This is a genomic window from Streptococcus infantis, from assembly GCF_047464415.1.
GTDB lineage: Bacteria > Bacillota > Bacilli > Lactobacillales > Streptococcaceae > Streptococcus > Streptococcus infantis_AE.
Genome location: NZ_JASHBX010000001.1, coordinates 1 through 22,924 on the forward strand (window position 1 = coordinate 1; position 22,924 = coordinate 22,924).

Annotated in this window: 26 protein-coding genes, 1 tRNA gene and 1 pseudogene; 20 read left to right on the top strand and 8 right to left on the bottom strand. The window is 35.5% G+C overall.

Annotated features, from left to right (window positions below; translation table 11 throughout):
• Window positions 1-581: 581 nt before the first annotated feature.
• The 18 genes and pseudogenes from QM460_RS00005 to QM460_RS00090 all read left to right on the top strand — a co-directional run bounded on the left by QM460_RS00005 (window position 582) and on the right by QM460_RS00090 (window position 13,293).
• A complete protein-coding gene (locus QM460_RS00005; protein ID WP_414288681.1) occupies window positions 582-887 on the top strand; it encodes a type II toxin-antitoxin system RelB/DinJ family antitoxin in 306 nt (101 codons plus the stop codon).
• On the top strand, window positions 884-1,216 hold the full coding sequence (locus QM460_RS00010; RefSeq protein WP_414288683.1) for a type II toxin-antitoxin system RelE/ParE family toxin: 333 nt from the start codon (window positions 884-886) through the stop codon (window positions 1,214-1,216). Before QM460_RS00005 ends, QM460_RS00010 begins: the two co-directional genes overlap by 4 nt.
• A 284-nt stretch (window positions 1,217-1,500) precedes the next feature.
• Window positions 1,501-1,848: a hypothetical protein gene (locus QM460_RS00015; RefSeq protein ID WP_414288684.1), complete on the top strand. Its 348-nt coding sequence runs from the start codon at window positions 1,501-1,503 to the stop codon at window positions 1,846-1,848.
• 37 nt (window positions 1,849-1,885) lie between these two features.
• Window positions 1,886-2,284: a hypothetical protein gene (locus tag QM460_RS00020; RefSeq protein WP_414288685.1), complete on the top strand. Its 399-nt coding sequence runs from the start codon at window positions 1,886-1,888 to the stop codon at window positions 2,282-2,284.
• 52 nt (window positions 2,285-2,336) lie between these two features.
• The gene (locus QM460_RS00025) at window positions 2,337-2,744 is read left to right on the top strand and encodes a hypothetical protein (RefSeq protein WP_414288686.1); all 408 of its coding nucleotides are present in this window, start codon (window positions 2,337-2,339) and stop codon (window positions 2,742-2,744) included.
• A 386-nt stretch (window positions 2,745-3,130) separates the two neighbouring features.
• A complete protein-coding gene (locus QM460_RS00030) occupies window positions 3,131-4,123 on the top strand; it encodes an ABC transporter ATP-binding protein (RefSeq protein WP_414288687.1) in 993 nt (330 codons plus the stop codon).
• Between the two features lies 1 nt (window position 4,124).
• Entirely contained in the window at window positions 4,125-4,943 is an 819-nt protein-coding gene (locus QM460_RS00035) for an ABC transporter permease (protein WP_414288688.1), read from the top strand.
• Between the two features lies 1 nt (window position 4,944).
• Window positions 4,945-5,730, top strand: a complete 786-nt coding sequence (locus tag QM460_RS00040) for an ABC transporter permease (RefSeq protein WP_414288689.1) — start codon at window positions 4,945-4,947, stop codon at window positions 5,728-5,730.
• Between the two features lie 38 nt (window positions 5,731-5,768).
• On the top strand, window positions 5,769-6,230 hold the full coding sequence (locus QM460_RS00045; protein ID WP_414288939.1) for a GNAT family N-acetyltransferase: 462 nt from the start codon (window positions 5,769-5,771) through the stop codon (window positions 6,228-6,230).
• 47 nt (window positions 6,231-6,277) lie between these two features.
• Window positions 6,278-6,350, top strand: a tRNA-Thr gene (locus tag QM460_RS00050).
• 346 nt (window positions 6,351-6,696) lie between these two features.
• Window positions 6,697-7,308, top strand: a complete 612-nt coding sequence (locus QM460_RS00055; RefSeq protein WP_414288690.1) for a hypothetical protein — start codon at window positions 6,697-6,699, stop codon at window positions 7,306-7,308.
• Entirely contained in the window at window positions 7,308-8,384 is a 1,077-nt protein-coding gene (locus QM460_RS00060) for a DGQHR domain-containing protein (RefSeq protein WP_414288691.1), read from the top strand. Before QM460_RS00055 ends, QM460_RS00060 begins: the two co-directional genes overlap by 1 nt.
• Before the next feature lie 147 nt (window positions 8,385-8,531).
• Window positions 8,532-9,386, top strand: coding sequence for a DNA adenine methylase (locus QM460_RS00065; RefSeq protein ID WP_414288692.1), 855 nt, complete (start codon window positions 8,532-8,534; stop codon window positions 9,384-9,386).
• A gap of 3 nt (window positions 9,387-9,389) precedes the next feature.
• The gene (locus tag QM460_RS00070) at window positions 9,390-10,700 is read left to right on the top strand and encodes a type II restriction enzyme (RefSeq protein ID WP_414288694.1); all 1,311 of its coding nucleotides are present in this window, start codon (window positions 9,390-9,392) and stop codon (window positions 10,698-10,700) included.
• An 18-nt stretch (window positions 10,701-10,718) separates the two neighbouring features.
• Complete coding sequence (locus QM460_RS00075) at window positions 10,719-10,889, top strand: hypothetical protein (RefSeq protein WP_414288695.1); 171 nt, start codon at window positions 10,719-10,721, stop codon at window positions 10,887-10,889.
• A gap of 198 nt (window positions 10,890-11,087) precedes the next feature.
• A pseudogene (locus tag QM460_RS00080) lies at window positions 11,088-11,365 on the top strand (type II toxin-antitoxin system RelB/DinJ family antitoxin).
• Between the two features lie 583 nt (window positions 11,366-11,948).
• On the top strand, window positions 11,949-12,812 hold the full coding sequence (locus QM460_RS00085) for a DUF6287 domain-containing protein (RefSeq protein ID WP_414288697.1): 864 nt from the start codon (window positions 11,949-11,951) through the stop codon (window positions 12,810-12,812).
• A gap of 175 nt (window positions 12,813-12,987) precedes the next feature.
• Entirely contained in the window at window positions 12,988-13,293 is a 306-nt protein-coding gene (locus QM460_RS00090) for a hypothetical protein (protein WP_414288699.1), read from the top strand.
• Window positions 13,294-13,339: 46 nt separating this feature from the next.
• On the opposite strand, the gene QM460_RS00095 is transcribed toward QM460_RS00090, so the two are convergent.
• Window positions 13,340-15,001: an N-acetylmuramoyl-L-alanine amidase gene (locus QM460_RS00095; RefSeq protein ID WP_414288700.1), complete on the bottom strand. Its 1,662-nt coding sequence runs from the start codon at window positions 14,999-15,001 to the stop codon at window positions 13,340-13,342.
• A gap of 118 nt (window positions 15,002-15,119) precedes the next feature.
• The gene (locus QM460_RS00100) at window positions 15,120-15,473 is read right to left on the bottom strand and encodes a DUF3397 domain-containing protein (RefSeq protein WP_061862880.1); all 354 of its coding nucleotides are present in this window, start codon (window positions 15,471-15,473) and stop codon (window positions 15,120-15,122) included.
• Between the two features lie 251 nt (window positions 15,474-15,724).
• Here QM460_RS00100 and QM460_RS00105 point away from each other — a divergent pair, with 251 nt between their 5' ends.
• Together QM460_RS00105 and QM460_RS00110 are read left to right on the top strand one after the other, a co-directional pair.
• Window positions 15,725-16,975 carry a dicarboxylate/amino acid:cation symporter gene (locus tag QM460_RS00105; protein WP_061862881.1) on the top strand — a complete coding sequence of 417 codons (1,251 nt, stop codon included), beginning with the start codon at window positions 15,725-15,727 and terminating at the stop codon, window positions 16,973-16,975.
• Window positions 16,976-16,989: 14 nt separating this feature from the next.
• The gene (locus tag QM460_RS00110) at window positions 16,990-17,931 is read left to right on the top strand and encodes an ATP-grasp domain-containing protein (RefSeq protein WP_414288702.1); all 942 of its coding nucleotides are present in this window, start codon (window positions 16,990-16,992) and stop codon (window positions 17,929-17,931) included.
• An 83-nt stretch (window positions 17,932-18,014) separates the two neighbouring features.
• On the opposite strand, the gene QM460_RS00115 is transcribed toward QM460_RS00110, so the two are convergent.
• From QM460_RS00115 to QM460_RS00140, 6 genes are read right to left on the bottom strand one after another with little or no spacing between them, the layout of a single operon-like run.
• Window positions 18,015-18,137: a hypothetical protein gene (locus QM460_RS00115; RefSeq protein ID WP_414288947.1), complete on the bottom strand. Its 123-nt coding sequence runs from the start codon at window positions 18,135-18,137 to the stop codon at window positions 18,015-18,017.
• A 21-nt stretch (window positions 18,138-18,158) separates the two neighbouring features.
• On the bottom strand, window positions 18,159-19,022 hold the full coding sequence (locus QM460_RS00120; protein ID WP_414288704.1) for a YihY/virulence factor BrkB family protein: 864 nt from the start codon (window positions 19,020-19,022) through the stop codon (window positions 18,159-18,161).
• 31 nt (window positions 19,023-19,053) lie between these two features.
• Window positions 19,054-21,108 carry a cation:proton antiporter gene (locus QM460_RS00125; RefSeq protein ID WP_414288706.1) on the bottom strand — a complete coding sequence of 685 codons (2,055 nt, stop codon included), beginning with the start codon at window positions 21,106-21,108 and terminating at the stop codon, window positions 19,054-19,056.
• A gap of 11 nt (window positions 21,109-21,119) precedes the next feature.
• Window positions 21,120-21,374, bottom strand: a complete 255-nt coding sequence (locus QM460_RS00130) for a hypothetical protein (protein WP_414288708.1) — start codon at window positions 21,372-21,374, stop codon at window positions 21,120-21,122.
• Window positions 21,349-21,924 carry a class I SAM-dependent methyltransferase gene (locus tag QM460_RS00135; RefSeq protein ID WP_414288710.1) on the bottom strand — a complete coding sequence of 192 codons (576 nt, stop codon included), beginning with the start codon at window positions 21,922-21,924 and terminating at the stop codon, window positions 21,349-21,351. The genes QM460_RS00130 and QM460_RS00135 overlap by 26 nt, the downstream gene beginning before the upstream one ends.
• Entirely contained in the window at window positions 21,908-22,855 is a 948-nt protein-coding gene (locus QM460_RS00140; RefSeq protein ID WP_414288712.1) for a TIGR01212 family radical SAM protein, read from the bottom strand. Before QM460_RS00140 ends, QM460_RS00135 begins: the two co-directional genes overlap by 17 nt.
• Between the last annotated feature and the right edge of the window lie 69 nt (window positions 22,856-22,924).

Consider the following 22,924-nt stretch of genomic DNA (forward strand, 5'->3'; position numbering starts at 1 on the left):
CATATGATTCTTTCTAATGATGGTTTGGTCGCTTTTCATTATAGATCTTATGGGACTTTTTTTCTACACAAAAATAGGCTCCATAAGATCCATAGGGGATTTACCCACTACAAATATTATAGAGCCTTTAATGTTTTATAGACTTGTGAGAATGAATGTAAATCAAAAGTCACACAGGAAAGTTTTCAATGATGTTGGGATAAAAAATTCGACTTCGTTTTTTAAAAAATGAGACTTTTCTTATAATTTAAGTTTCTATATCCGCAACATTCAATAAACCAGTAAGTTTTTGAAACTTCTAGGGGTTAGGATTACGAGAGCGCTACATGATCAATAGTTTTCTGAATAACCACTTTTTTGATGGCTAATCTTTAAACAATGTAATAGTGGTATTTTGTTTTCAGAAAACATTTATACTCTTTGAAAATCAAATTCAAACCTCGTCAACGTCGCCTTGCCGTACTCAAGTACAGCCTGCGACTAGTTTCCTAGTTTGCTCTTTGATTTTCATTGAGTATTAATTGACAAGTAATGCAAATTGCTGTACAATTACAGTACAAATCGTAAATGAGGTGATATGAATGGGAAAAACAGCTACAATTAGTGTTCGAGTTGATGAATTAGATAAACAATCAGCTGAACAGGTTTTGAAGCAGCTTGGGATACCAATGTCAACATTAGTTACACTATTATTGAAGCAGGTATCATTAACGAAGAGAATTCCTTTTGATATTACATTACCAGACGCACCTTCATCAGTGAATGTAGAGGAAATGACAGCTGAACAATTTGGACAAATGATGGTTGAAGCTTATCATGAAGCAGAAAACGGTCAGGTTCGATCTGTCAATGAATTCTTTAAAGAATTTAAGGAACAGAATGCATGACTAAAATAACCATTAATATTTTAAAAAGAGCTGAAAGTGATATGGAAGCAATTTATCATTATATTGCAGATGAACTTCAATCGCCGAAAACTGCTATGAATCACTTTGAAGCTATTGCAGAAGGGATTCAAACCTTAAAAATATTTCCTGAAAGATGTGCTATTGTAGAAGAATTACTCAGTTTAGATATTAAAGTTAGACGACTGCTAGTAAAAAATTATTCAGTGTTTTATCGTTTTGATAAGGATACAGTTACCGTCCTGAGAGTGTTACATCAATCAAGTAGCTTGGATAGATTACTGTTTGAAATCGGAAACAAATCCGATTGATATATACGTATTTAGTCAGATTATATTCTATTTTATGTCACTTTATATAAAATCATAGCTAAAGATTTTTAAAAATATATGACACTACTCAGTAGGCTCAAGAAGGTAAAGCTTAATCTAGCTTAACCATATAAAATAGAAACCTGCCCGTAAGGGTGGGTTTTTTCATTTCCAACCCTTCTCAATCTTATTTAAAAAGTGATATAATGAAGATGGAACTAGTTATCTAGTTGATTTTGGGATAAAACCAGCTTTGTAATCAACCTTTGAAAGGAAAGATAGCCATGATATTCGATCAGTCCTTGCAAGCTTACATACATGAAGTAGATGATGTTCTTGTAGCTTGGGAAGAAAAATCAAGTGGAAATTTTGAGGTGGAGGCTCAGTTGCTTGCAGCCAATTACCATAAAAACAAATCTCGTATTCTTGCATTTATACTGCCTCATTTACAAGAATTTTATGGGTATTTCACAGATGAAGAAGCTACTGAAAAATTGGGTAAACCCATCATCGAGTCAGAAAGACAAACAGTTACTTTTTGCGATCAAACTTTTGATGATATTCATATCTTTTCTTTTGACTATCAGGGGCAGGCATTTGAGGGTCTGGAGAATTTTGCCATTGATGGTTAAGGTCTGTTTTCAGTTTTAAAAAGAAGGAGAGAGACTGATGAGTACTGCTGATTTTGTCTTTATTGAGAGTAAAGACCCCATATTCCTAGATTTACAAGACTTTTGTACTGCTTTGAGAGAAAAATTCCCAGGTATTTTGATCAGAGAAAGGACGAATCCTAAAAAAGCTTACTCGCTTTCTTGGGATTATCAAAATCCTCAGCTTACTTTGGAAAGTTCTTTGAGTAGCAAGAAAAATGTTTTTGTGATTGATTACTTTGATTCAACGAACAGGTTACAAGATTATGCCTCCTACATCATCTGGCTTCGGAAATGGTTTCCAGCTGAAGAGAAGGTTTTCTTTTGTGATGAAGGATATGAGTATGTGTTGGAGCTTCCTAGTGTTTTACCCCAAAAAGAGTTGGAAAACTACTTACGAACAAGGTTTGATAAGTGAAGAAAAAGTTCGAAGACAAATATGATATGGAAAAGTGAAAAAGGAGAATCAGATGCTTACTAGAGATGAGATTTTAGTTGCTTTGCAAGATGCAATTACTGAAGACCAAGAATTTGAGTTGGCAGATGAGATTATGGATGCTATGGAGCTTTATGATCAACCCTTTGATTTGGTTGCCCCCATTTTAGACTTTATTTCCAAGCATCCAGAAGTAGATTTTGGAGCTCCAGGTGAGTTGGTTCACTTCGTGGAGCGATTTTATCATCAAGGCTATGAGGAATTATTGATGGAGTCAGTTCTAAAAAGTCCAACTGTGCATAACATCTGGATGCTTCATCGATGCTATAATGACAATGATCCAAATCTAGTCCGGCAGATTCAGACTTTAGTTGGAGAACTGAAGAAGGATAAGACCCTTGATTCACAAGTAAGAAGCATGATTGAAGACTTAACTTGGTAGAGGGAGGTGATGCAGCATCACCTTTTTATCTTTTCTTAGAGTTAAAAATTTTCGATATAAATTAACAATTGTTTTCCGTAGACATTTGCACTATAATAGGGTGTTATTAGGGCTTTCTTTCCTTATGTTGAAAAAGAAGGCAGGTTTTTTGGGTGTTTTAAGGAAACTATTAAACATAATTTTTGTTTAAAAATATTATTTTAAGAGAGAAATCTCTAATTTCATAATCTATAAGCAAACGCTTGCATTCCTTTTTTTATTGGATTATAATAGGTTGGTATAAATCCTTCTGTAAGAATAAAATGTAGAAGGTGTAGAAAGTAAGGATTTAGAATATTTGTAGTCAAAAGCACAATGTTGCTATTCCTTGCGCTAGGGAGAGATTTATGGCAATGATAGAAGTGGAACATCTTCAGAAAAATTTTGTGAAGACTGTTAAGGAACCGGGATTAAAGGGAGCTTTGCGCTCCTTTATTTATCCTGAAAAGCAGACCTTTGAAGCGGTCAAAGATTTGACCTTTGAGGTGCCCAAAGGGCAGATTCTAGGCTTTATCGGGGCAAATGGTGCTGGAAAGTCAACCACCATCAAAATGCTGACAGGGATTTTAAAACCGACATCTGGTTTTTGTCGGATTAACGGCAAGATTCCCCAGGATAATCGCCAAGATTATGTCAAGGATATTGGCGTAGTCTTTGGGCAACGCACCCAGCTATGGTGGGATTTGGCTCTGCAAGAGACCTACACGGTTTTAAAAGAGATTTATGATGTGCCAGACTCGCTCTTCCATAAGCGTATGGACTTTTTGAATGAAGTCTTGGATTTGAAGGAATTTATCAAGGATCCCGTGCGGACTCTTTCACTGGGTCAACGGATGCGGGCGGATATTGCGGCTTCCTTGCTTCACAATCCCAAAGTTCTCTTTTTAGATGAGCCGACCATTGGTTTGGACGTTTCGGTCAAGGATAACATTCGTCGGGCCATTACTCAGATCAATCAGGAGGAAGAGACAACTATTCTCTTGACTACTCATGATTTGAGTGATATTGAGCAACTCTGTGATCGGATTTTCATGATTGACAAGGGGCAGGAAATTTTTGATGGAACGGTTAGCCAGCTCAAGGAGACCTTTGGCAAGATGAAGACTCTCTCCTTTGAACTGGTGCCAGGTCAAAGTCATCTCGTCTCTCACTATGAAGGATTTTCGGATATGTCCATTGATAGACAAGGAAATAACCTGACTATTGAATTTGATAGTTCCCGCTACCAGTCGGCGGACATTATCAAGCAAACCCTGTCTGATTTTGACATCCGCGATTTGAAGATGGTGGATACGGATATTGAGGATATTATCCGTCGCTTCTACCGAAAGGAGCTCTAAGATGGTCAAATTGTGGAGACGTTATAAACCCTTTATCAATGCAGGGATTCAGGAGTTGATTACCTATCGAGTCAATTTTCTGCTCTATCGGATTGGCGATGTCATGGGAGCTTTTGTGGCCTTTTATCTCTGGAAGGCAGTCTTTGATTCCTCGCAGGAGCCTTTGATTCAGGGATTCAGCATGGCAGATATCACCCTTTACATCATCATGAGTTTTGTGACTAATTTATTAACTGAGTCAGATAGCTCCTTTATGATAGGTGATGAGGTCAAGGATGGTTCCATTATCATGCGCTTATTGCGACCAGTGCATTTTGCAGCCTCTTATCTTTTCACTGAGCTTGGGTCAAAGTGGTTGATTTTCATCTCTGTTGGCCTGCCGTTTTTAAGCGTTATTGTCTTGATGAAAATCTTATCTGGACAAGGAATTGTAGAAGTGCTGGGATTAACTGTCCTTTATCTCTTTAGCTTAGCACTGGCATATCTGATTAACTTTTTCTTTAATATCTGTTTTGGATTTTCAGCCTTTATATTTAAAAATCTATGGGGTTCTCAAGTATTCAAAGCTTCACTAGTATCCTTTATGTCAGGAAGTTTGATTCCCTTGGCTTTCTTTCCAAAGGTCATTTCAAATATTCTGTCCTTCTTACCTTTCTCGTCCTTGATTTACACTCCAGTCATGATTATTGTTGGGAAATACGATACCAGTCAGATTTTTCAAGCACTTTTGCTTCAGTTTTTCTGGCTTATAGTGATGGTGGGCTTGTCTCAGTTGATTTGGAAACGAGTCCAGTCATTTATCACCATTCAGGGAGGTTAGGATGAAAAAATATCAACGCATGCATCTGATTTTTATCAGACAGTACATCAAACAAATCATGGAATACAAGGTTGATTTTGTGGTTGGTGTCTTGGGAGTCTTTCTCACTCAAGGCCTGAACCTCTTGTTTCTCAATGTCATCTTTCAACACATCCCCTCGCTAGAAGGTTGGACCTTTCAAGAAATTGCCTTTATCTATGGATTTTCCTTAATTCCAAAGGGATTAGATCATCTCTTTTTTGACAATCTCTGGGCTTTAGGTCAACGACTAGTTCGAAAAGGGGAGTTTGACAAGTATCTGACTCGTCCTATCAATCCTCTCTTTCACATCCTCGTTGAGACCTTTCAGATTGATGCCTTGGGTGAACTTTTGGTCGGTGGAATCTTACTAGCAACAACGGCGACTAGCATTGCTTGGACTCTTCCTAAGTTTCTGCTTTTCCTAGTTTGTATTCCCTTTGCGACCTTGATTTATACTTCCTTGAAAATCGCGACAGCCAGCATCGCTTTTTGGACCAAGCAGTCAGGTGCCATGATTTACATTTTCTATATGTTTAATGATTTTGCCAAGTATCCTATTTCTATTTACAATTCATTTCTTCGATGGTTGATTAGCTTCATTGTGCCTTTCGCCTTTACGGCCTACTATCCTGCCAGCTATTTCTTGCAGGACAAGGATGTCTTCTTTAATATTGGTGGTTTGATTCTGATTTCTCTTATCTTCTTTTGCATCTCTCTAAAACTTTGGGACAGGGGGTTAGACGCCTACGAAAGTGCTGGTTCATAAGAGGAAAAGTAGGACTAAAATCAAGAAAGGAACTTATGGTGTTTGTAATTAAAGAAGTCAAGTATGAAGATCAAAAAATGACAACTGTCGCTGAGGTATTAAAGGATTTGCCAGAATGGTTTGGAATACCAGAAAGTACGCAAGCCTACATAGAAGGAGCCAAGGACTTGCAAGTGTGGGCCGCCTTTCAGGAGAGTGATTTGCTTGGCTTTGTGAGCTTGTCCTATTCTAGTGAAGATTGCGCTGAGATTGATTGTCTCGGTGTAAAAAAAGCTCATCAAGGTAGAGGAATTTGGAGTCAATTGCTTGCTACTTTAGAAAGTGAAGCACGCAAAAACGTTGATTATTTACAAGTGAAAACAGTAGCAGAAGGCTCTAATAAAGATTATGATCGAACAAATGTCTTTTATCGCAGTCTTGGCTTTAAAAAATTAGAGATTTTTCCACAACTTTGGGGACCTCAAAATCCTTGCCAGATTTTGATTAAAAAGATGGGTTAAGAATCCCTTGACATCCTTCCTTATAGTGCTATACTATAAGTGGAACCGCCGATTTAGCTCAGTTGGTAGAGCACCGCATTCGTAACGCGAAGGTCACAGGTTCGATCCCTGCAATCGGCATTTTTAGTAATGTAAAGAAAGACAAAGAAAATTCAAAATGTTTATTTGAAGGCAATTTTCTCAAGTTCATTGTTAAAAATAATTTAGCATTTTTAATTTTTTTGACCAAATTTTGACCAAATTTTAACCAAAAAATAGATTTGAGTTAATGAATATAGAATAAAATGGATCAGGAAGCTGGTCTATTTTATTTTGTATTCTATATTTGGTATTAAAAAATATAATAATATTCTTCTTTAAAGCTTCTACATTTTTTGATATAATAGTAGCTAACATAAATATTTATTAAGTGTAGAATTTAAATCAACTATGTAGTATTAAATTTAGTTAGGGAGAAACAATAAATATGGATAAAAAGAAGCATAGTAATATTTTGAAATTACCATTTATAGTTATAATGAAAGAGAAAATTTTATTTTGTTGGGTATTTACTACTTTATTAGGAGCTTTATTTACAGCTGTTTCACAATTTTTGATTGGAGAACCTATTCAGGATACATTTCAACATGGAAATATCTATATTTTTTCAATTACATTGATAATTACAGTTTTTTCTGATGCAATTATTTATCTAGTCTCGGAAGATAAGAAGGTAGAAGCAAATAAAAAACTAAATGAGGCGAAGCTAGAGAATGAAAAATTGATACCAATTATAGGTAAAACTTCAATAAATAGTTATCTTTTGTGGATAATATTGTTTATAACTTTTATACTTATTGCATCTCTACTGTTATATGCAGGTATATACAGAGATAATCCTTGGATTCAAGTTGGCATTTTTGTATTTTCAATTTATATTGCTTTATTTTATTATTGTTTAAATAGACTCATACAATACCCTAACAATTATGAAGATTATTTGAAAACAGAAAAAAAAGAAATAGAAAATTTAGGTAAAAAAAATGAAGAAATTAATGAATATAAGGATGACATAACAGGGAAGGAAGTGAAATTATAATGAAAAAAGAAATAAAAGTAATAGAGATTACTCAACCTATAGGCACATTTTTCATTGGTAAAATTAATTCTAATGATTTAATACAAAGTTCTTTTGTACGTCGTAGAGGTTATGATAAAGAAGGAGTTCAAAGAGATATATCTATTAAAAGGGAAATGGAAATAGAATCATATTGTAAGGATCCGGATGCTACTTTCCCTACACCAATAATATTAGCAGTTGATTCTTCAATTTGTAGTCTGAAGAATGATGATACTCTCATCGAGTATGAAGATGACAATTACATTTTCGAGATAATTGATGGACAACATCGAGTCGGTGGTATTAGTAAAGCAAATAATCAGACTGGATTTAGTTGTGAATTAGTTGTTGTATTAATGTTTGATTTAACTGAAGAGGAGAAAGCATATGTTTTTTCTACAATAAATAGTAATCAAACAAAAGTTGACAAATCTTTAATCTATGATTTATTTGAACTTAGCACAAAAAGAAGTCCATTAAAAACTTGCCACTATATAGCTAGAATTATGAATTCTAAAAACACATACCCTTTCTATCAAAAGTTGAAGATGTTGGGAAAAAAAGAACACGGATTAAACACTTTATCTCAAGGGACTTTTGTAAAAGGATTGGTTGAATTAATTTCAAAAAACCCTCAGGAAGATATGATTCGTATTAAAAATGGTGATGAATTATTACAAGATGAGAAATTACCACTACGAAATCTCTTTATAAATGAGAAAGATGATATAATTTTGAAAATCCTTAAAAATTATTTTACTGCTGTGAGTGTGGTTTTTGAAAAAGAGTGGAATTCAAATGACTATATTTTAACCAAAACAACTGGATATTTAGCGTTAATGAAGGCTTTTGGAAAATTTTATAATTTTGGTATAGAACAAGGAAGATTAGATGAGGAGTTTTTTGTAAGTATCTTTAAGGGTATAAAAAATATTTTTAAACATAAACATATTCAACTTATTTCTGAAGAATTTCAAGCTGGTGGAGTAGGCCAAAATCGTTTGAAAGTTGAGTTTGAGAATGCACTCATGCAAATTTCAAAATCAGAATTTTAAAATAGATAAATAAAATGGATCAGTACAGAAGCTGGTCTATTTTGTTTTGTATTTTTTACTTTGTCATTTTTAGTATTTGAGAATGTACTGAATGAAAGATTTAGTTGAAATATGATATAATTAAAAGATAATGAGGTTATATAAAAAATGAAAAAAAATAGACTTGTTGCCCCTGTTCTTAAATGGGTAGGTGGAAAAAGACAGTTAATTTCGGATATTGAACCTTTAATACCAAGAAGGATTTCTACTTATGTAGAGCCTTTTATTGGTGGTGGTGCAATATTATTTCATCTTCAACCAAAGAAGGCGATTATCAATGACTATAATCAAGAATTGATGAATGTTTATCAAGTGATAAAAGATAATCCGGATGGTTTAATAGAAGTTTTAAAAAGGCATAAAGAATTACATTCTGAAGAATATTTTTATGAAGTTCGTTCTTTAGATCGAAGTGAAGATTATGAGAATATGTCAGATGTGGAAAAAGCTGGACGAATTATTTATTTGAATAAAACTTGTTATAATGGTTTATTTAGAGTTAATAGAGCAGGTTTTTTTAATACACCTTATGGAAAGTATAAGAATCCTTCTATCGTGAATGAAGTGACAATTAGAGCTATTTCAAATTATTTTAATTCAGCGAATGTTAAATTTTTAACTGGTGATTATAAAGAAGCATTAAAAAGGTTAAGAAGGGGTGCATTTGTTTATTTTGATCCTCCTTATATGCCTATTTCAACTTCTTCTAGTTTTACAGGTTATACAGAACATGGTTTTGACTATGAGAAACAAGTAGAACTTAGAGATGAGTGTTTAAAACTCCATAAAAAAGGAGTTAAATTTTTACAATCTAATTCATATTCTCCTGAAATTTTAGAATTGTATGCTGATGAAGATGTATTTACTATTGAACTTGTGCAAGCAAGACGAAGTATAAATAGTCAGGCAGATGGCAGAGGAGAAATTGCTGAGGTTTTAATTTATAATTACGAAAAAGAGTAGGTTATGGGCAAAATAAACGTTTCAGACGCTTGGCAAGTGTTAATTGATAAGTATGATATTTTAACAGAAATATTGAATAATGGTTTTTTTAAGATTTCTGCTTTACAAATAAAAGAAGTAAAAGAGCCTAGATTGATGGCAAAATGGGATAGTTCAGAACAGTTGCCAAGCAGTCTAAAAAATAATAAGATTAACATTTTACCTGATAGTCGAAGTTCGTATATTTTAAGTGATTTTTTGCTGTATGAAAAACTGCCTAAAGTGGTGGAGCATGTAAAAAATATGGCAAAAGTTGAATTACCTGACCTGCAAACTATTGATGTTGATAATATTACTTCTGAAGCAAATGCGATAAATGTATTACAGATTTCTGGAATATTAGAAGATTTTCTTGAACTTGATGTAGATGATATTTTATATGGTACTTTCAATGGTAGAATGTCATCAGGAAAATTTGATTTTAAAGTTGATACAAAAAGGAAGATTCCACTAAAAGTAGATGTTGATAGGACGCAAATAGAAATTGATGGTGGTTTTGAATCGAATCATTGTGTTGTGATCCTAGAAGCAAAAAATGTTCTACATGAGGATTTTCATATTCGCCAGCTTTATTATCCGTATAGGTTGTGGGAAAGTAAGGTTGATAAACCTGTACGTTTGATATTTTCTATTTATACAAATAAAATTTTTCGTTTAATGGAATATCGTTTTAAAGAGAAGTGGAATTATTCTTCAATAGAATTAGTTAGGACTAAAAATTATTCTTTAGAAGATACTTCTATTACGTTAGATGAAATAAAAGATGTCTATGATAGCATTGAGGATATTGAAGTTATTAGTGATAATATGAATGGTGAAAGCAGTGTTCCATTTATACAGGCTGATAACTTTGAAAGAATAGTTTCTTTGTTAGAAAATATGTATGACAATCCAATGACAAGTGAAGAAATTATTGAATTGATGAAGTTTACAATTCGCCAAAAAGAATATTATTTTAATGCTGGCAAATATTTAGGTCTATTTCAAAGAATAAAAGAAGATAAAGTTACAAAATACGGCTTGACTAATGTTGGTGTGGCTGTTTATAAAAAGAGTTATAAAGAAAGACAGTTAGAATTAGTCAAGTTAATTTTATCTCATAGAATTTTTAGAGATTTATTTGGAGAAATTATAGAAACAGGTATGATTCCAGATAAAGGTAGAGTAGTTGAACTTGAATTGGAATATAATGTATGTAGTATAGATGTAGCTTCAAGGAGAGCGACTTCTGTTATAGGTTGGCTAAACTGGATTTTTAATTTAGTAAATATATAAAAATAAGGAGCGTTGATTATGTTTGGAAATGATCAAGAAGTTATTATTCAATCTAGTGGTTATAATGGAAGTGAACCGACTAGGATATGTCCAAATTGTGGAATTGAGAAACCGTTAAGTGATTTTGGTTATAGAAATATGGGAGATGGAACTATTCGGAATCAATCATGGTGTAAAGATTGTAGATAAAGTATATTTTTAATAGTTAATAATATACTTTTTAAACGAATAAATTTTTAGTTTCTGTATAAAATATTTGTTTAGTAAATATATAATAAAATAGATCAGGAAGTTGGTCTATTTTATTTTGTGTTTAAAGAGTATAAAAAATTTAATTGTCTTTCTATAAGTGATACAATAGATATACAAGATATAAAGTGGAAAACTATGCCACAAATTGCTGTAAGAGTTGACGATCAATTAAAAAAGAAGCAACTGCGCTCTTTAATGAATTGGGTTTAGATATGACAACTGCTGTAAAGTTGTTTTTGAAGCAAAGTGTTTTGACTAGAAGTATTCCTTTTAAACTTGCTTTAGATGAATATTCAAAAGAAGAAGTAGAGCAAGCAAAGAAAGATATTCAAAATTTGGTCGAAGAAAAATTAGAAGTTGTAAAACTTGATTTTAGAAGAAAAGAAGATGTTGATGTATTTTTTAATGATTAGGAGATAGAAAATGGAAATAAAAAATGTGAGTTATTATAATTCTGTACTCAATTTCTAAAACCAAAATTGAATTATTTTTTAAGAGATTTTTTAAATGATTATTCAGATCAATTAAATGAATTGGAAGTTGGTTCAGAATTTGATACTGAAATTGAATATGAAGGCGATTTAGAAATATATTTTGTTAAATTTGTATTTTAAAAAAAAGTTGCGGGAATCTTTGGCAACTCTGCAATCGGCATTTTTAGAAATGTAAAGAAAGACAAAGAAAATTCAAAATGTTTATTTGAAGGCAATTTTCTCAAGTTCATTGTTAAAAATAATTTAGTATTTTTTGTCTTTTTGACCAAATCATGACCAAATTTTGACCCAAAAGGGAAGATTGAATAAAGTAGATTAGATTGATTTACTCTTTAATAATATTCAAAAAAGTTTCTATAAAATTTTTTATCTGTATTTGAAGAGTGGTATAATCTATGTGATAGATTACCTTTATACAAATATTATAGATCGGCATTAGAAAGAGTAAAACTACAATAGCTGATTAGAATCATCAATACTCATCAAAATGAGGAGGAGTATCATGAAAAAGAAAGAACGGATAAAACAAGTAGATAAGACCCATGGTCGAAAAGCAACTGCATCGAGATTGGCAGAAGCCTCTTCTACAACTAAAAATATAAAAATGTATATCGGTCTTGCCATAACAGCTCTAGTTATAATCATTGTTGCTAGCATCTTTTTAAATTCACCTAATCTTAAGCAAGAAGCAAATCAAACTACTTTCTCATCTAAGACTGAAGAGACGACAAGAAGTCAGGAGAAAGAGGACGATAAGGATAAGTTAAAGGAAGAGGAAATTCAAAAGCTAAAGGAGCAATTGGCTGATTTGGATACCAAGATCTCAGAATCGGAGCAGCATGTTAGTCAATTAAAAAAAGAAGCTTCTGTTCCCAAATTAGATATTGAAGCCCTCAGAAATAATGATTTATCAAGTTTAGAGGGTACTTGGCGGACACAGTCTGGTAATGAATATATCATTAATGATTCAGGGGAAGTCCAATCTTCTTGGATATACAATGATCAAAAGCATGAGTCTATTGTTGAATTGAAAGTATCAAAAAGTCAGAATGATCGCAACCCAGAAACAGTAGCCCTTGGTGCTTGGGCAAAAGGTTCTCAGGCGGGAGGGTTTGTGGTAGTCGTTGTACCAAGTGCTGTTGTCATGGAACCTGGTGGTGATGGTAAAATAACAGACAATTCCAATCACGCTGAGGATAGACTCTTTGCAGGACAACAATATGAAGGAATGTTGATGCATCCAGAAAATGTTTACTATCGTGTTAAACCAGATACGAGTCAATTAGAATCTGAAGAGAAAAATTTAACGAAATTGAAAGTTGACCGTGATGCCATCAAATCAGCTTTAGAGTCTAAAGAAAAATGAAAAATGAATGAAAAGAAGTCAGCAATGGCTTCTTTTTTAGAAAAATTCTGACCACATAGTCTATCATGTCTGCCACATAGACAAAAGCTATTGTTTGCAATTTTTATTTCTGTTATAGTTGTAATTGTTAAAGGGAGATAAAACTTCCTAACAAAATAGAAAATGAGGTCGTATCATGAAAAAAGTAGTAGGTATCGGATTTTTAGTCGTTGCAGCAGCAGTCTTGTATTTTGGTTTAGTTGGATGGCCAAGTTTGGATGTTAATATCTGGGCCCTCTTTCCAGTAGGTTTATTCCTATTTTTTACTCTTGAGAATTTGGTGAAAAAAGATTACAAGGCCAGTCTCATGAGCTTGATTATTGCCTTTATCATCGCCAATGCCATTCTTGATATCTTGCCACTTTCAAGCGGTTTGGTTATCGGTGCTGGAGTCTTGGCTTGCGTTGGAATTGGATTTCTTTATCCTGAAGCCAACAAGTAAGAAAAATAATACAAAAAAATCTCGAGATTTTCTCGAGATTTTTTCTTTATTGACCTGCGTAATATTTTTGAATCCCTTTTACAATACCTGCAACCAATCTGTTTTGGTAGGCATCACTGCGGACTTGTTGATTCTCATTGAAATTGTCAATATATCCCAATTCCAATAGAACGGCTGGTTTATTAGTTTCTCGAAGGACAGCAAAACTACTTCGTAGACGACCTGCATCCTTAGCACCAGTTTCAGCTAATAGTGAAGAGTGGATATCTGCCGCGAGGCGATTGCTTTCACTGATTCTGTCAGGGTGGTTATGCCAGTAAGGATTGATCTTAGAAGGATAACCAGCAGCTTCTTCATAAGAATAAGTCTGGATTCCAGCTCTGTTTGAAGCTGGATTACCACTAGCATTGAAGTGAATACTAATAAAGATATCTGAGTCAGTCTTATTAACCATTCTTGAACGTTCGGTGACAAAGTCTACAAAGACATCACTGTCTCTTGAAGAAAGAACAGTATAGCCGAGTCCTTCAAGCTCCTTGCGTAGCTTTTGGTAAACTTGCATGTTCAGTTCTTTTTCGGTGATGTTATAATAAGATGCTCCAGGATCTTTACCACCATGGCCTGGATCTAGGAAGATGATATTGTTATATTTCCCCTTTTCAAACCCGTGGCTTGTAGAAGCTTCTCCAAGCCATTTTCCATCACTTTGAAATTGCTGGTCTTTCCCATCTATTTTATAGGTACCTGTAACATAGACTCCATTTTCATCTACATAGTAGCGAGCTTTATAGTAACTATCGTCAATCCATTCGCTCTTAGCCATGTAGCCACCTGCCTTGAGGTAGTATGAACCAATCCATTGACGCTCTGCATAAGTACCACCAGATTTCAAGTAGAACCAACTATCATAGTTTTTATCGAAAATCCATTCTTTTTCAGCCATAGCACCGCTAGCTTTTAGGTAGTAGCTACCTTGCCATTGGTTGTTTGCCATAGTGGCGTCTTTGTTAAAGTAGTACCAGGTACCACTAATTTTGTCCCACTTATTTTTGATTAATTTACCAGAAGCAGGGGCATAGTACCATTGTCCATCTTGTTTTACCCAAGAACTCTCAGCCATGGCACCACTATTAGTAAACAGATAGTCGTCAAAAATCGTGTTGCTGAGCATGACACCGTCTTGATCAAAATAGTACCAGACACCACCGATCTTTTCCCATTTTTGTTGAGAAATTTTTCCATAAGCGTTAGCGTAATACCATTTTTCTTGGAGTTTACTCCAACCAGAATCGACCATGGCCCCGCTACTAGTAAGGATATATCCGTCAAAAATAGTATCGCTCAACATGATTCCATCTTTGTTGAAGTAGTACCATTTTCCGTGGATTTTTTTCCAGTTAAGAACAGGGGCATTATTTTCATAGAAGCGCCAGATATTTTCCTCTAATACCCAACCTTCTTTTTGAATTTCTGGTGCCTTGTCTTCTTCTTTCTTAGCTGGATTTGTCGTTTGATTGGCATTTGCTTCAGTTGAAGGTTCAGCTTCCTTGGCAGGAAGACTGTTTTTCTCCACTTTGTCAGTAGAGGTTTCACTGTGTGTTGTTTCTACTGGGGTTGACTGTACTTTGTTCTCCTCAGCATAGCTAAGGTTGGTTGTTAGACCAAAAACTGAAAGCGTAATGGCGCTTGCCAAGAGCGTTTTTTTCACTTGATTAATCTCCTATACATTTTTATAATCTTTTTTTAAAATCTCATTAGAAAAGCCCCTCTTAGGAATATCTAGAAACCAAGATCGAGGTGTTGGTGGGCTATATTGTAATAGTTGACTATTTCATCACGAAAATTTGAACAATCATGATGATATAGATGAGCAGTGTTAGTAAAAATCCAGCTCGCCAAAAGAATTTAATAAATTTTGGATAATAAAAACTACGTCTTTTGTTTAAGAAGAAAAAGACTAACACAATTGCTAGTATTGATAAGGCTATTCCCAATACAGGAAGTTGATTATGTGTAAACATCTTAGTCGTAATCAAATAATATTCAAATATCAGAAAAGGAAAAGCTAAATCAGCAGCATTGATGCCCCTTTTTTTTAACTTAAAGAGTCTGCTTAAAATAATCGCCAGAGCTAAGGTTAGTACCAAAAGCAAGATGGAAGCAAGTTTCATTAAAATCATACCATTATTGTATCATAAAATTTTGAGAATAGAAAAGTAAATTCCTTGATTTATCACAGTTTTAGCAAAAAATCATTGATAAGAAACAGATTTTATAATTCCTGCTTGATCAGAATAAATCATGTGTTCGATACAATGATAGTTTGAGTCCTCAATATAAATCTTTTTTATGTTCACCATAGAAAATATATATTAGTCAGAAGTGAAGAATAGTAGTAGAATGAGTAGCAAATAAAACAAAGGAGTTTCTTATGAAATTAGTTACTTTATGGTCAAAACTCTCACTAGGCATTCAATTATTGGTGGCTTTGGTCTTGGGTGTTATCGCTGCCCTTATCTGGCCACAATTTGCAGGCTTTTATCAATTTTTAGGTCAAGCCTTTATTAAATTGATCAATATGGTTATCATTCCTTTAATCTTCCCAACTATCGTTGTTGCGGTAGCTGGTGTTATCGGGAAAAAATCTTTTGGGAAAATCTTGACCAAGAGTTTGGTTTACTTTTTCGCAGTAACAACTGCTATTACTCTTTTGTTTGTATTTGCTAGTTACTATCTAGGATTTGGTCAAGGAGTGAATATCGGTCAAACTGGTGGAAACCTTGATGGGATTGCTAACAATGTCAAGTTTAGCGAATTTTTGCTTGGTTTTATTCCATCAAATATCGTCAAGTCACTTTCAGAAGGTGCCCTCTTGCCAATTATCGTGTTTGCCATCTTTCTTGGTTACGGAATTGGGAATCTTAAGTCTGATAAATCTCAGAAAATTATCCAAGGTTTCCAAATCTGGATTGAAGCCATCTACAAGATTGTTACAGTGATTGTCAAACTATCACCGATTGGAATTTTTGGATTTATCGCCAAAGATGTTGCAACTACGGGTGTCGACAAGTTGATTGGGCTTGGTCAGTTTGTAATTGGAACTTATTTGGCTTATGCTGTTTTGGTTCTCCTTATTTTCCCTTTGATTGCAGTCTTCTTTAAAGTTCCGTATTTGTCAGCCTTTCGTGAAAATTGGAGTCTCTTAACTTTGGCTTTTGTTACTGGAAGTTCTAGTGTGGTCTTGCCATCACTTCTTAAAGATTTGAAAAAACAGGGGCATGACGAGCATACAATTGATTTAGTTGTTCCTTTAGGATATACTTTTAACTTAGAGGGAGCAGCAGTTTATTTCTCAGTAGCGACAATCTTTATCGCCCACGCCTATGGCATTCAATTTTCTTTATCAAGCCTCTTGTTTACTGTTTTACTCTTGACCTTGATTGGAAAAACAGCAGCAACCGTACCATCAGGAGCTATTGTGGTTTTACTTGCTGCAGCACCTCAATTGGGCTTACCAGTTGAAGGAGTAGCCTTGATTTTTGCAGTTGATTTCTTTGTCAATGCCGGCCGTACCATGATCAACGTTTTGGGTCAAATCTTAACAGTTAGCGTTATCGAAAAAACAGAAGGATATATTTTAGAAGAAGAAAAGGAAAGCCAATTATCAGTCAGCTTTTCTTAAGGAGTTTATAAGTAATGAGTGAAGCAAAAGTTTATGTGATTCATGAGAATCTAGAATGGACTCAACATTTAGTGAAATGGTTGGAAGAATTAAAAGTCCCTTATGAACTATGGGATTTGTCTAGTGGGATTTTAGATTTGCAAAGCCCACCGCCACAAGGTATCTTTTACAATCGTATGTCTGCCTCTTCTCACACAAGAGGACATCGTTATGCGCCAGAATTTACAGAGCAAGTGATTACTTGGTTAGAAGCACACGGACGCAAAGTTGTGAATGGTACCGGTGCTATCAACCTTGAAATTAGTAAAGTCAAACAATATTTGAAGTTAAACGAATCTGGTATCGAGACTCCTGCGACAGTTGCAGTTTTGGGTCAAGAAAACATCATTGAAGCAGCAAGAAAATTGAACATCTATCCTTTGATTACCAAACATAATCGAGCAGGTAAAGGTTTAGGAGTTCAACTCTTCCAAAATGAAGAGGAACTTGAAGCTTACGTCAATAGTCCCCTCTTTGAACCATCAGTGGACGGGATTACCTTGTTACAAGCCTACATCAAACCAAGTGATGGACGTATCCGTCGTTCAGAGTTTATCAATCAAAAGTTCCTCTACACTGTTTCAATCGACTCTTCAGATGGTTTCCAACTTTGTCCAGCAGATGGTTGTCAAATCGGCAAGAGACCAGAACAACTAGAAACGTCTGAGAAATTCCAGATTACAGAACCTCTACCAGATGGCCGAAGAGAAGCTTATGAGAATTTCTTGAAAAATGCTCAGATTGAAGTTGCGGCAATTGAATGGGTTCAATCAGAGAGTGGAGATATTTATGTCTATGATGTAAATACCAACACCAACTACAATCCTACCGCAGAAAAAAATGCCAATATTTTTGCTCACCAACATTTGGCTCAGTATCTAAAAACAGAATTGCAAGCCCTGACTAGTGGACAATAAAGTAACTAATTCAAAAATCCCTCAGTATCAAATGACTGGGGGATTGATTTGTTTAAACTCTTCGAAAATCTCTTCAAACCACGTCAGCTTCCATCTGCAACCTCAAAATAGTATTTTGAGCTGACTTCGTCAGTTCTATCCACAACCTCAAAACGGTGTTTTGAGCAACCTGCGGCTCGCTTCCTAGTTTGATCTTTGATTTTCATTGAGTATTAATCGATAAAAAATTATTGATTAGCTTTAAAGTCCGGGTCTTTTAGGCTTTGAACACTGGCATTGATCACTGCACCGATAATTAATATCTTGGCAATAATTATAAACCAGAACATCATGACAACGACGACGATCGAACTGAAAAATCTGACGTCAACGAGATAGTTAACATAATTGTTGAAATAAGCTGAAAAGATCGTTAATAGAGATATGAGAGTAAGAAGTACGAACAGACTTCCAGGAAGGACGTAACGAATACGACCGACTTTCACGTTTGGAAGTAAATAATAGAGCATGATCAAAATCGCAAAAAGAAAGGCATAAATCAGCGGTCCAGTAAAATCCTGTAAATATGCAAATAGAGAACTTTCGGATTTCCAGTAGTTTTTTAACAGATCCAATAACATATGACCAAACATACTTAGGAATAGAGCAAGTGCAAAGAGAATCTGTAATCCTAAACTAACCAGGAGACTCATCAGTTGATGGGAAATAAGCCCTCTGTTTTTAGCGATTCCATAAGCTTTATTAAAAGATTTTTGTAGGAAATTCATGGATTTTGAAAATGTCCAAAGAGCTGATATTACCGCAAAACTCAAGAGTCCAGCAGATGGTTGTGTCAGCACTTCCCGAGCAATCTTTGCTACTACATCATAGATCGTATCTGGTAAAAATTCCTTTAGTGTGATCAAGAAATCGGAGACTGGAATTTGAAAATAAGGCAAGATATTGACAGCTATCATAAGTAAGGGGAAGATTGAAATCAACCAATAATAGGCCACAGCTACACTGGTTAATTCAATATCTGAAACACGATAGTAGTGCAAAAAAGCTTTAAATAAAGGCCTATTGGTTAGTTGTTTCCACAACTTTTTCATTGCATAATCCTCCACAATAATAACCTAAATCTTAATTTCTGCGAACTAATTCCATCATATCATAAGGTAGTGTGTTGGCTGCTTCTTTTAGAGAATAGGTTTCTAGGTTGTTTACATTTTGTCGTAATTTTTTGGCATACTGGGCTGAGATGAGTTTTTGTTTTTCGTATTCAAAGATAGACTTACGCTCTAGATAGTAGCCTCTTAACATTTCGTCGATATTATTGGGTTTGATACGATTGATAACCCGTTCCACAAAGGCACCACTGGTAATATGACTGGTTTCACGGAGACGTGATTCCTGCATAAAGCTAATCAAGGAACTCTTATAAATCCCTTTCAGGTTTTCCAAACTTTCGATGATGATTTCAGTGTTGGCTAGATAGAGCTCTGCAATTTGGTCATAATCGATGGCAAGAAGTCTTTGATTTCCCTTGTCTCTCCAAGAACGGAAGGTTTTTCCAAATGTGAGCAATTCATGAAGGAGAAAACGCACAATCCGGATAGAAACAAGGAAGTAGTAGGTTAGGCGAGAAGCAAAGTTTCGCTTAATATTGTTCTCCATGCTTTTCAAGTACCGTTGATAAACACGATAACCTCTTTCACCGATTTTGCCTTCTTCATAGGCCTGTTCCAAACCATCGTTCTCGATACTGAGAATCAAGAGTTTAAGAGCTTCCCAGTCTTCTTGGATTTCTTTGTTTTCTTGGCTGAGGATGAGATTTTCAATCCGTCCGTGATAATTATCGATAGCAGCATAGAGGGGAACCTTGTTTTTAGTATGTTCCAGATCTTTCTCCAACTCCATGGCAACATCGTTTAGGATAGCGATGTGCATGAGCTGATCCTTAGATGGTTCTTGCTCTTCAGAAAGGTGTGGCAAGATCAATAATCCAGTAAGGAAACTGACCAGGGTTACACCGGCTACGAGGAAGAGAAGGAGCGGATATTCCTGCTCCAGATTAGAAGGTATCAAGAGGATGGTGGCAATAGAAACAGTACCTTTAACGCCAGAGAATGTCAAGAGGAGCATATCTTTGACATACTTGTGGAGGCTTTTTTGAAGTTTCTTTATTCGAAACGCGTAAAAGCCGTAAATCATGAGAAAGCGGATGGCAAAGAGTAGGAAGGTTAAGAGGAAGATAGTGATGAGAAGGAGCACATTGTTATAAAAAGCACTCTTCAGAATTGGCTCCGCAATCATCTCCAGTTCCATTCCCAAAATAACAAAGACAGAACCATTAAGCATAAAGGTTACTGTGTGCCATACAGTCTCTGTAACAGTATCAACTTGGGCTTCAAGCAGATTTATTTTCTTGAAACGACTAGCTTTTAAAATACCAGCGACAACGACCGCAATAATTCCAGAAACATGAATCTCTTCAGCTATGAAGAATGTTAAAAGTGGTAAACTGAGATCCAGCAAGAGTTCACTGGCGATATCAGTAGCTCGTACGCTGAGTAGGAAAGAGTGGAGGGAGCGATTTATGAAGGCTGTTATAAGGCCAACTGCAAAACCTCCAACGATGGAAATAGCTAATGAAGTTCCGGCTTGGGTAAGGGAGAATGTTCCTGTTGTCCAAGCGATGAGAGCCATTCGAAAGGCTACTAGTCCAGAAGCATCATTCAGAAGACCTTCCCCTTTTAGGATATTAGAAACCCGCTTTGGGAATGAAAAGCGTTGAGAAAGGGATGCGAAGGCTACTAGGTCTGTAGGCCCTAAAGCGGCACCAACTGCTACGCAGGCGGCTAATGGAAGGCTAGTCCAAAGGACATGAGCGACTCCCCCCATGCTCAGAGCTGAGATAAAGATAACTGGAAAAATCAAGTAGAGGACAATCCGCCAGTGTTTTAGGATAGAAGTAATGTCTGCTTCTTGAGCTTCTCGAAAGAGTAGCGGGCCAATGACTAAAGCTAGGAATAACTCAGTATCTAAGTGATATTGGTTGTTGGGTAAACAAAGTCCAATTCCAATCCCTAATAAAATTTGAATCAGGGGCATGGGTAAAAAGGGAAGAAGTTTATTGGTCGTGCTAGAAACAATAAGAACTAGTAAAAATACTAAGAGATAAAAAAGTAAATTCATCTTCTACCTCCTTATTTTTGTTTGCGGCAAGCTTCAAAAAGTTCCTTTTGTTCTTGGATTTTTTGATCAATCTTCGAGCAGTCCTTGTGCTCGATTTTCTTCTGACAACGTTCCATTTCAAGTGTTATCATTTTCTTCTTGATTTTCAGCATCTTCTTGCTCATATGAGCTTCATCTAACATACCAACTGCCCGTTCATGTTGGGTTGATTCGACAAATTTGTGACGAAGTCCTTCTATTTTATCTCGTAGGTATTGTTGATCCATGGCGATACCTTTCTAATTTTTCAATCATGACTAAAAATGGTGGATTGTTGATTTGGTTGAGGGTGCGATAGATAGAGGCAGTATATTCTTGTTGCGGTAACTGACTGACAAAATCCATGACTGAATCCCGTTCGATATCTCCGCCTTCATGCCCGTAGTATATCATAATGGCAATCCGCCCGCCCTTAACGAGCATCTGACAGAGTTTTTCTAGTGCCTCAAGGGTTGTTTGAGGTTGGGTGATAATGCTTTTATCAGCTGAAGGAAGATAACCAAGATTAAAGATGGCTGCCTTAACTTCCCTTACAAACTGATCCACGGTTTCATGACCTTGTAGGATTAATTCTGCATTGGTCAAACCAGCTTCTTGTAGACGTTGGCTTGTCTTTTCTAGAGCTTGTTCCTGTATATCAAAAGCGTAGACTTGTTTAGCCAACTTAGCTAGAAAAAGGGTATCATGGCCATTTCCCATGGTCGCATCAACGACAATATCTTCTTGGGTGATGACTTGGGCAAGAAAATCATGCGCCATTTCAAGTGGTCTTTTCATTCATAAACTCCTGTTTTACAGCCTTGCATCCTTGGATACTACCTCGTCGTTTCATTTCAGCCTCAATGCTATTTAGAACTTCCCATTTATTGAGACTCCACATAGGACCAATCAGCATATCTCTAGGCGCATCACCCGTAATCCGATGGATAACGATATGCTTGGGAATAATTTCTAGTTGGTCACAGATGACCTTGACATATTCATCCTGACTCATGAGTTGCAAACGACCTTCATGATAGTCGCGTTGCATTCGAGTGTTGGTCATGAGGTGAAGTAGGTGAAGCTTAATCCCTTGGATATCATTGTCCCTTACACAACGCCGAACATTTTCCACCATCATTTCATGAGTTTCACCGGGCAAACCATTGATCAAATGGGCAACAATCTCGATTTTCGGATACTTCCGAAGTCGTTTGACTGTATCTACGTAGAGTTCATAGGAGTGGGCGCGGTTAATCAATTCGGAAGTTTCTTCATAAGTAGTTTGTAAGCCTAACTCTACGGTAACATGCATTCGCTCTGATAATTCTGCCAAGTATTCAATTGTTTCATCAGGAAGGCAATCTGGTCGAGTCCCGATATTGATACCGACAACCCCAGGTTCATTGATGGCTTGCTCATAACGCTCGCGAATCACTTCCAGCTTTTCATGTGTATTGGTAAAATTTTGGAAATAAACCAAATATTTTTTAACTTCAGGCCACTTACGGTGCATGAAGTCAATTTCCTTATAGAATTGCTCGCGGATAGGAGCATCAGGAGCAACGATTGCATCTCCAGAACCAGAAACCGTACAAAAAGTACAGCCCCCATGTGCTACAGTTCCATCACGGTTTGGACAGTCAAAGCCAGCATCAATAGGAACTTTAAAAGTTTTTTCTCCGAATAAATTTCGATAGTAATCATTCAAGGTATTATAGGATTTCATAGCTAATATTATATCAGAAAAGCCCTACAAACTCAAAAAAGGTCAGTAAGAGAGAGCGTGCCTAGAAAG

What these genes read in the sequence shown, in the direction of transcription:
- QM460_RS00005 (WP_414288681.1), top strand. Translation starts at nt 582, where the DNA reads ATGGGAAAAACAGCTACAATTAGTGTTCGAGTTGATGAATTAGATAAA.
- QM460_RS00010 (WP_414288683.1), top strand. Translation starts at nt 884, where the DNA reads ATGACTAAAATAACCATTAATATTTTAAAAAGAGCTGAAAGTGATATG.
- QM460_RS00015 (WP_414288684.1), top strand. Translation starts at nt 1,501, where the DNA reads ATGATATTCGATCAGTCCTTGCAAGCTTACATACATGAAGTAGATGAT.
- QM460_RS00020 (WP_414288685.1), top strand. Translation starts at nt 1,886, where the DNA reads ATGAGTACTGCTGATTTTGTCTTTATTGAGAGTAAAGACCCCATATTC.
- QM460_RS00025 (WP_414288686.1), top strand. Translation starts at nt 2,337, where the DNA reads ATGCTTACTAGAGATGAGATTTTAGTTGCTTTGCAAGATGCAATTACT.
- QM460_RS00030 (WP_414288687.1), top strand. Translation starts at nt 3,131, where the DNA reads ATGGCAATGATAGAAGTGGAACATCTTCAGAAAAATTTTGTGAAGACT.
- QM460_RS00035 (WP_414288688.1), top strand. Translation starts at nt 4,125, where the DNA reads ATGGTCAAATTGTGGAGACGTTATAAACCCTTTATCAATGCAGGGATT.
- QM460_RS00040 (WP_414288689.1), top strand. Translation starts at nt 4,945, where the DNA reads ATGAAAAAATATCAACGCATGCATCTGATTTTTATCAGACAGTACATC.
- QM460_RS00055 (WP_414288690.1), top strand. Translation starts at nt 6,697, where the DNA reads ATGGATAAAAAGAAGCATAGTAATATTTTGAAATTACCATTTATAGTT.
- QM460_RS00060 (WP_414288691.1), top strand. Translation starts at nt 7,308, where the DNA reads ATGAAAAAAGAAATAAAAGTAATAGAGATTACTCAACCTATAGGCACA.
- QM460_RS00065 (WP_414288692.1), top strand. Translation starts at nt 8,532, where the DNA reads ATGAAAAAAAATAGACTTGTTGCCCCTGTTCTTAAATGGGTAGGTGGA.
- QM460_RS00070 (WP_414288694.1), top strand. Translation starts at nt 9,390, where the DNA reads ATGGGCAAAATAAACGTTTCAGACGCTTGGCAAGTGTTAATTGATAAG.
- QM460_RS00075 (WP_414288695.1), top strand. Translation starts at nt 10,719, where the DNA reads ATGTTTGGAAATGATCAAGAAGTTATTATTCAATCTAGTGGTTATAAT.
- QM460_RS00085 (WP_414288697.1), top strand. Translation starts at nt 11,949, where the DNA reads ATGAAAAAGAAAGAACGGATAAAACAAGTAGATAAGACCCATGGTCGA.
- QM460_RS00090 (WP_414288699.1), top strand. Translation starts at nt 12,988, where the DNA reads ATGAAAAAAGTAGTAGGTATCGGATTTTTAGTCGTTGCAGCAGCAGTC.
- QM460_RS00100 (WP_061862880.1), bottom strand. Translation starts at nt 15,473, where the DNA reads ATGATTTTAATGAAACTTGCTTCCATCTTGCTTTTGGTACTAACCTTA.
- QM460_RS00105 (WP_061862881.1), top strand. Translation starts at nt 15,725, where the DNA reads ATGAAATTAGTTACTTTATGGTCAAAACTCTCACTAGGCATTCAATTA.
- QM460_RS00110 (WP_414288702.1), top strand. Translation starts at nt 16,990, where the DNA reads ATGAGTGAAGCAAAAGTTTATGTGATTCATGAGAATCTAGAATGGACT.
- QM460_RS00115 (WP_414288947.1), bottom strand. Translation starts at nt 18,137, where the DNA reads ATGAAAATCAAAGATCAAACTAGGAAGCGAGCCGCAGGTTGCTCAAAA.
- QM460_RS00120 (WP_414288704.1), bottom strand. Translation starts at nt 19,022, where the DNA reads ATGAAAAAGTTGTGGAAACAACTAACCAATAGGCCTTTATTTAAAGCT.
- QM460_RS00125 (WP_414288706.1), bottom strand. Translation starts at nt 21,108, where the DNA reads ATGAATTTACTTTTTTATCTCTTAGTATTTTTACTAGTTCTTATTGTT.
- QM460_RS00130 (WP_414288708.1), bottom strand. Translation starts at nt 21,374, where the DNA reads ATGGATCAACAATACCTACGAGATAAAATAGAAGGACTTCGTCACAAA.
- QM460_RS00135 (WP_414288710.1), bottom strand. Translation starts at nt 21,924, where the DNA reads ATGAAAAGACCACTTGAAATGGCGCATGATTTTCTTGCCCAAGTCATC.
- QM460_RS00140 (WP_414288712.1), bottom strand. Translation starts at nt 22,855, where the DNA reads ATGAAATCCTATAATACCTTGAATGATTACTATCGAAATTTATTCGGA.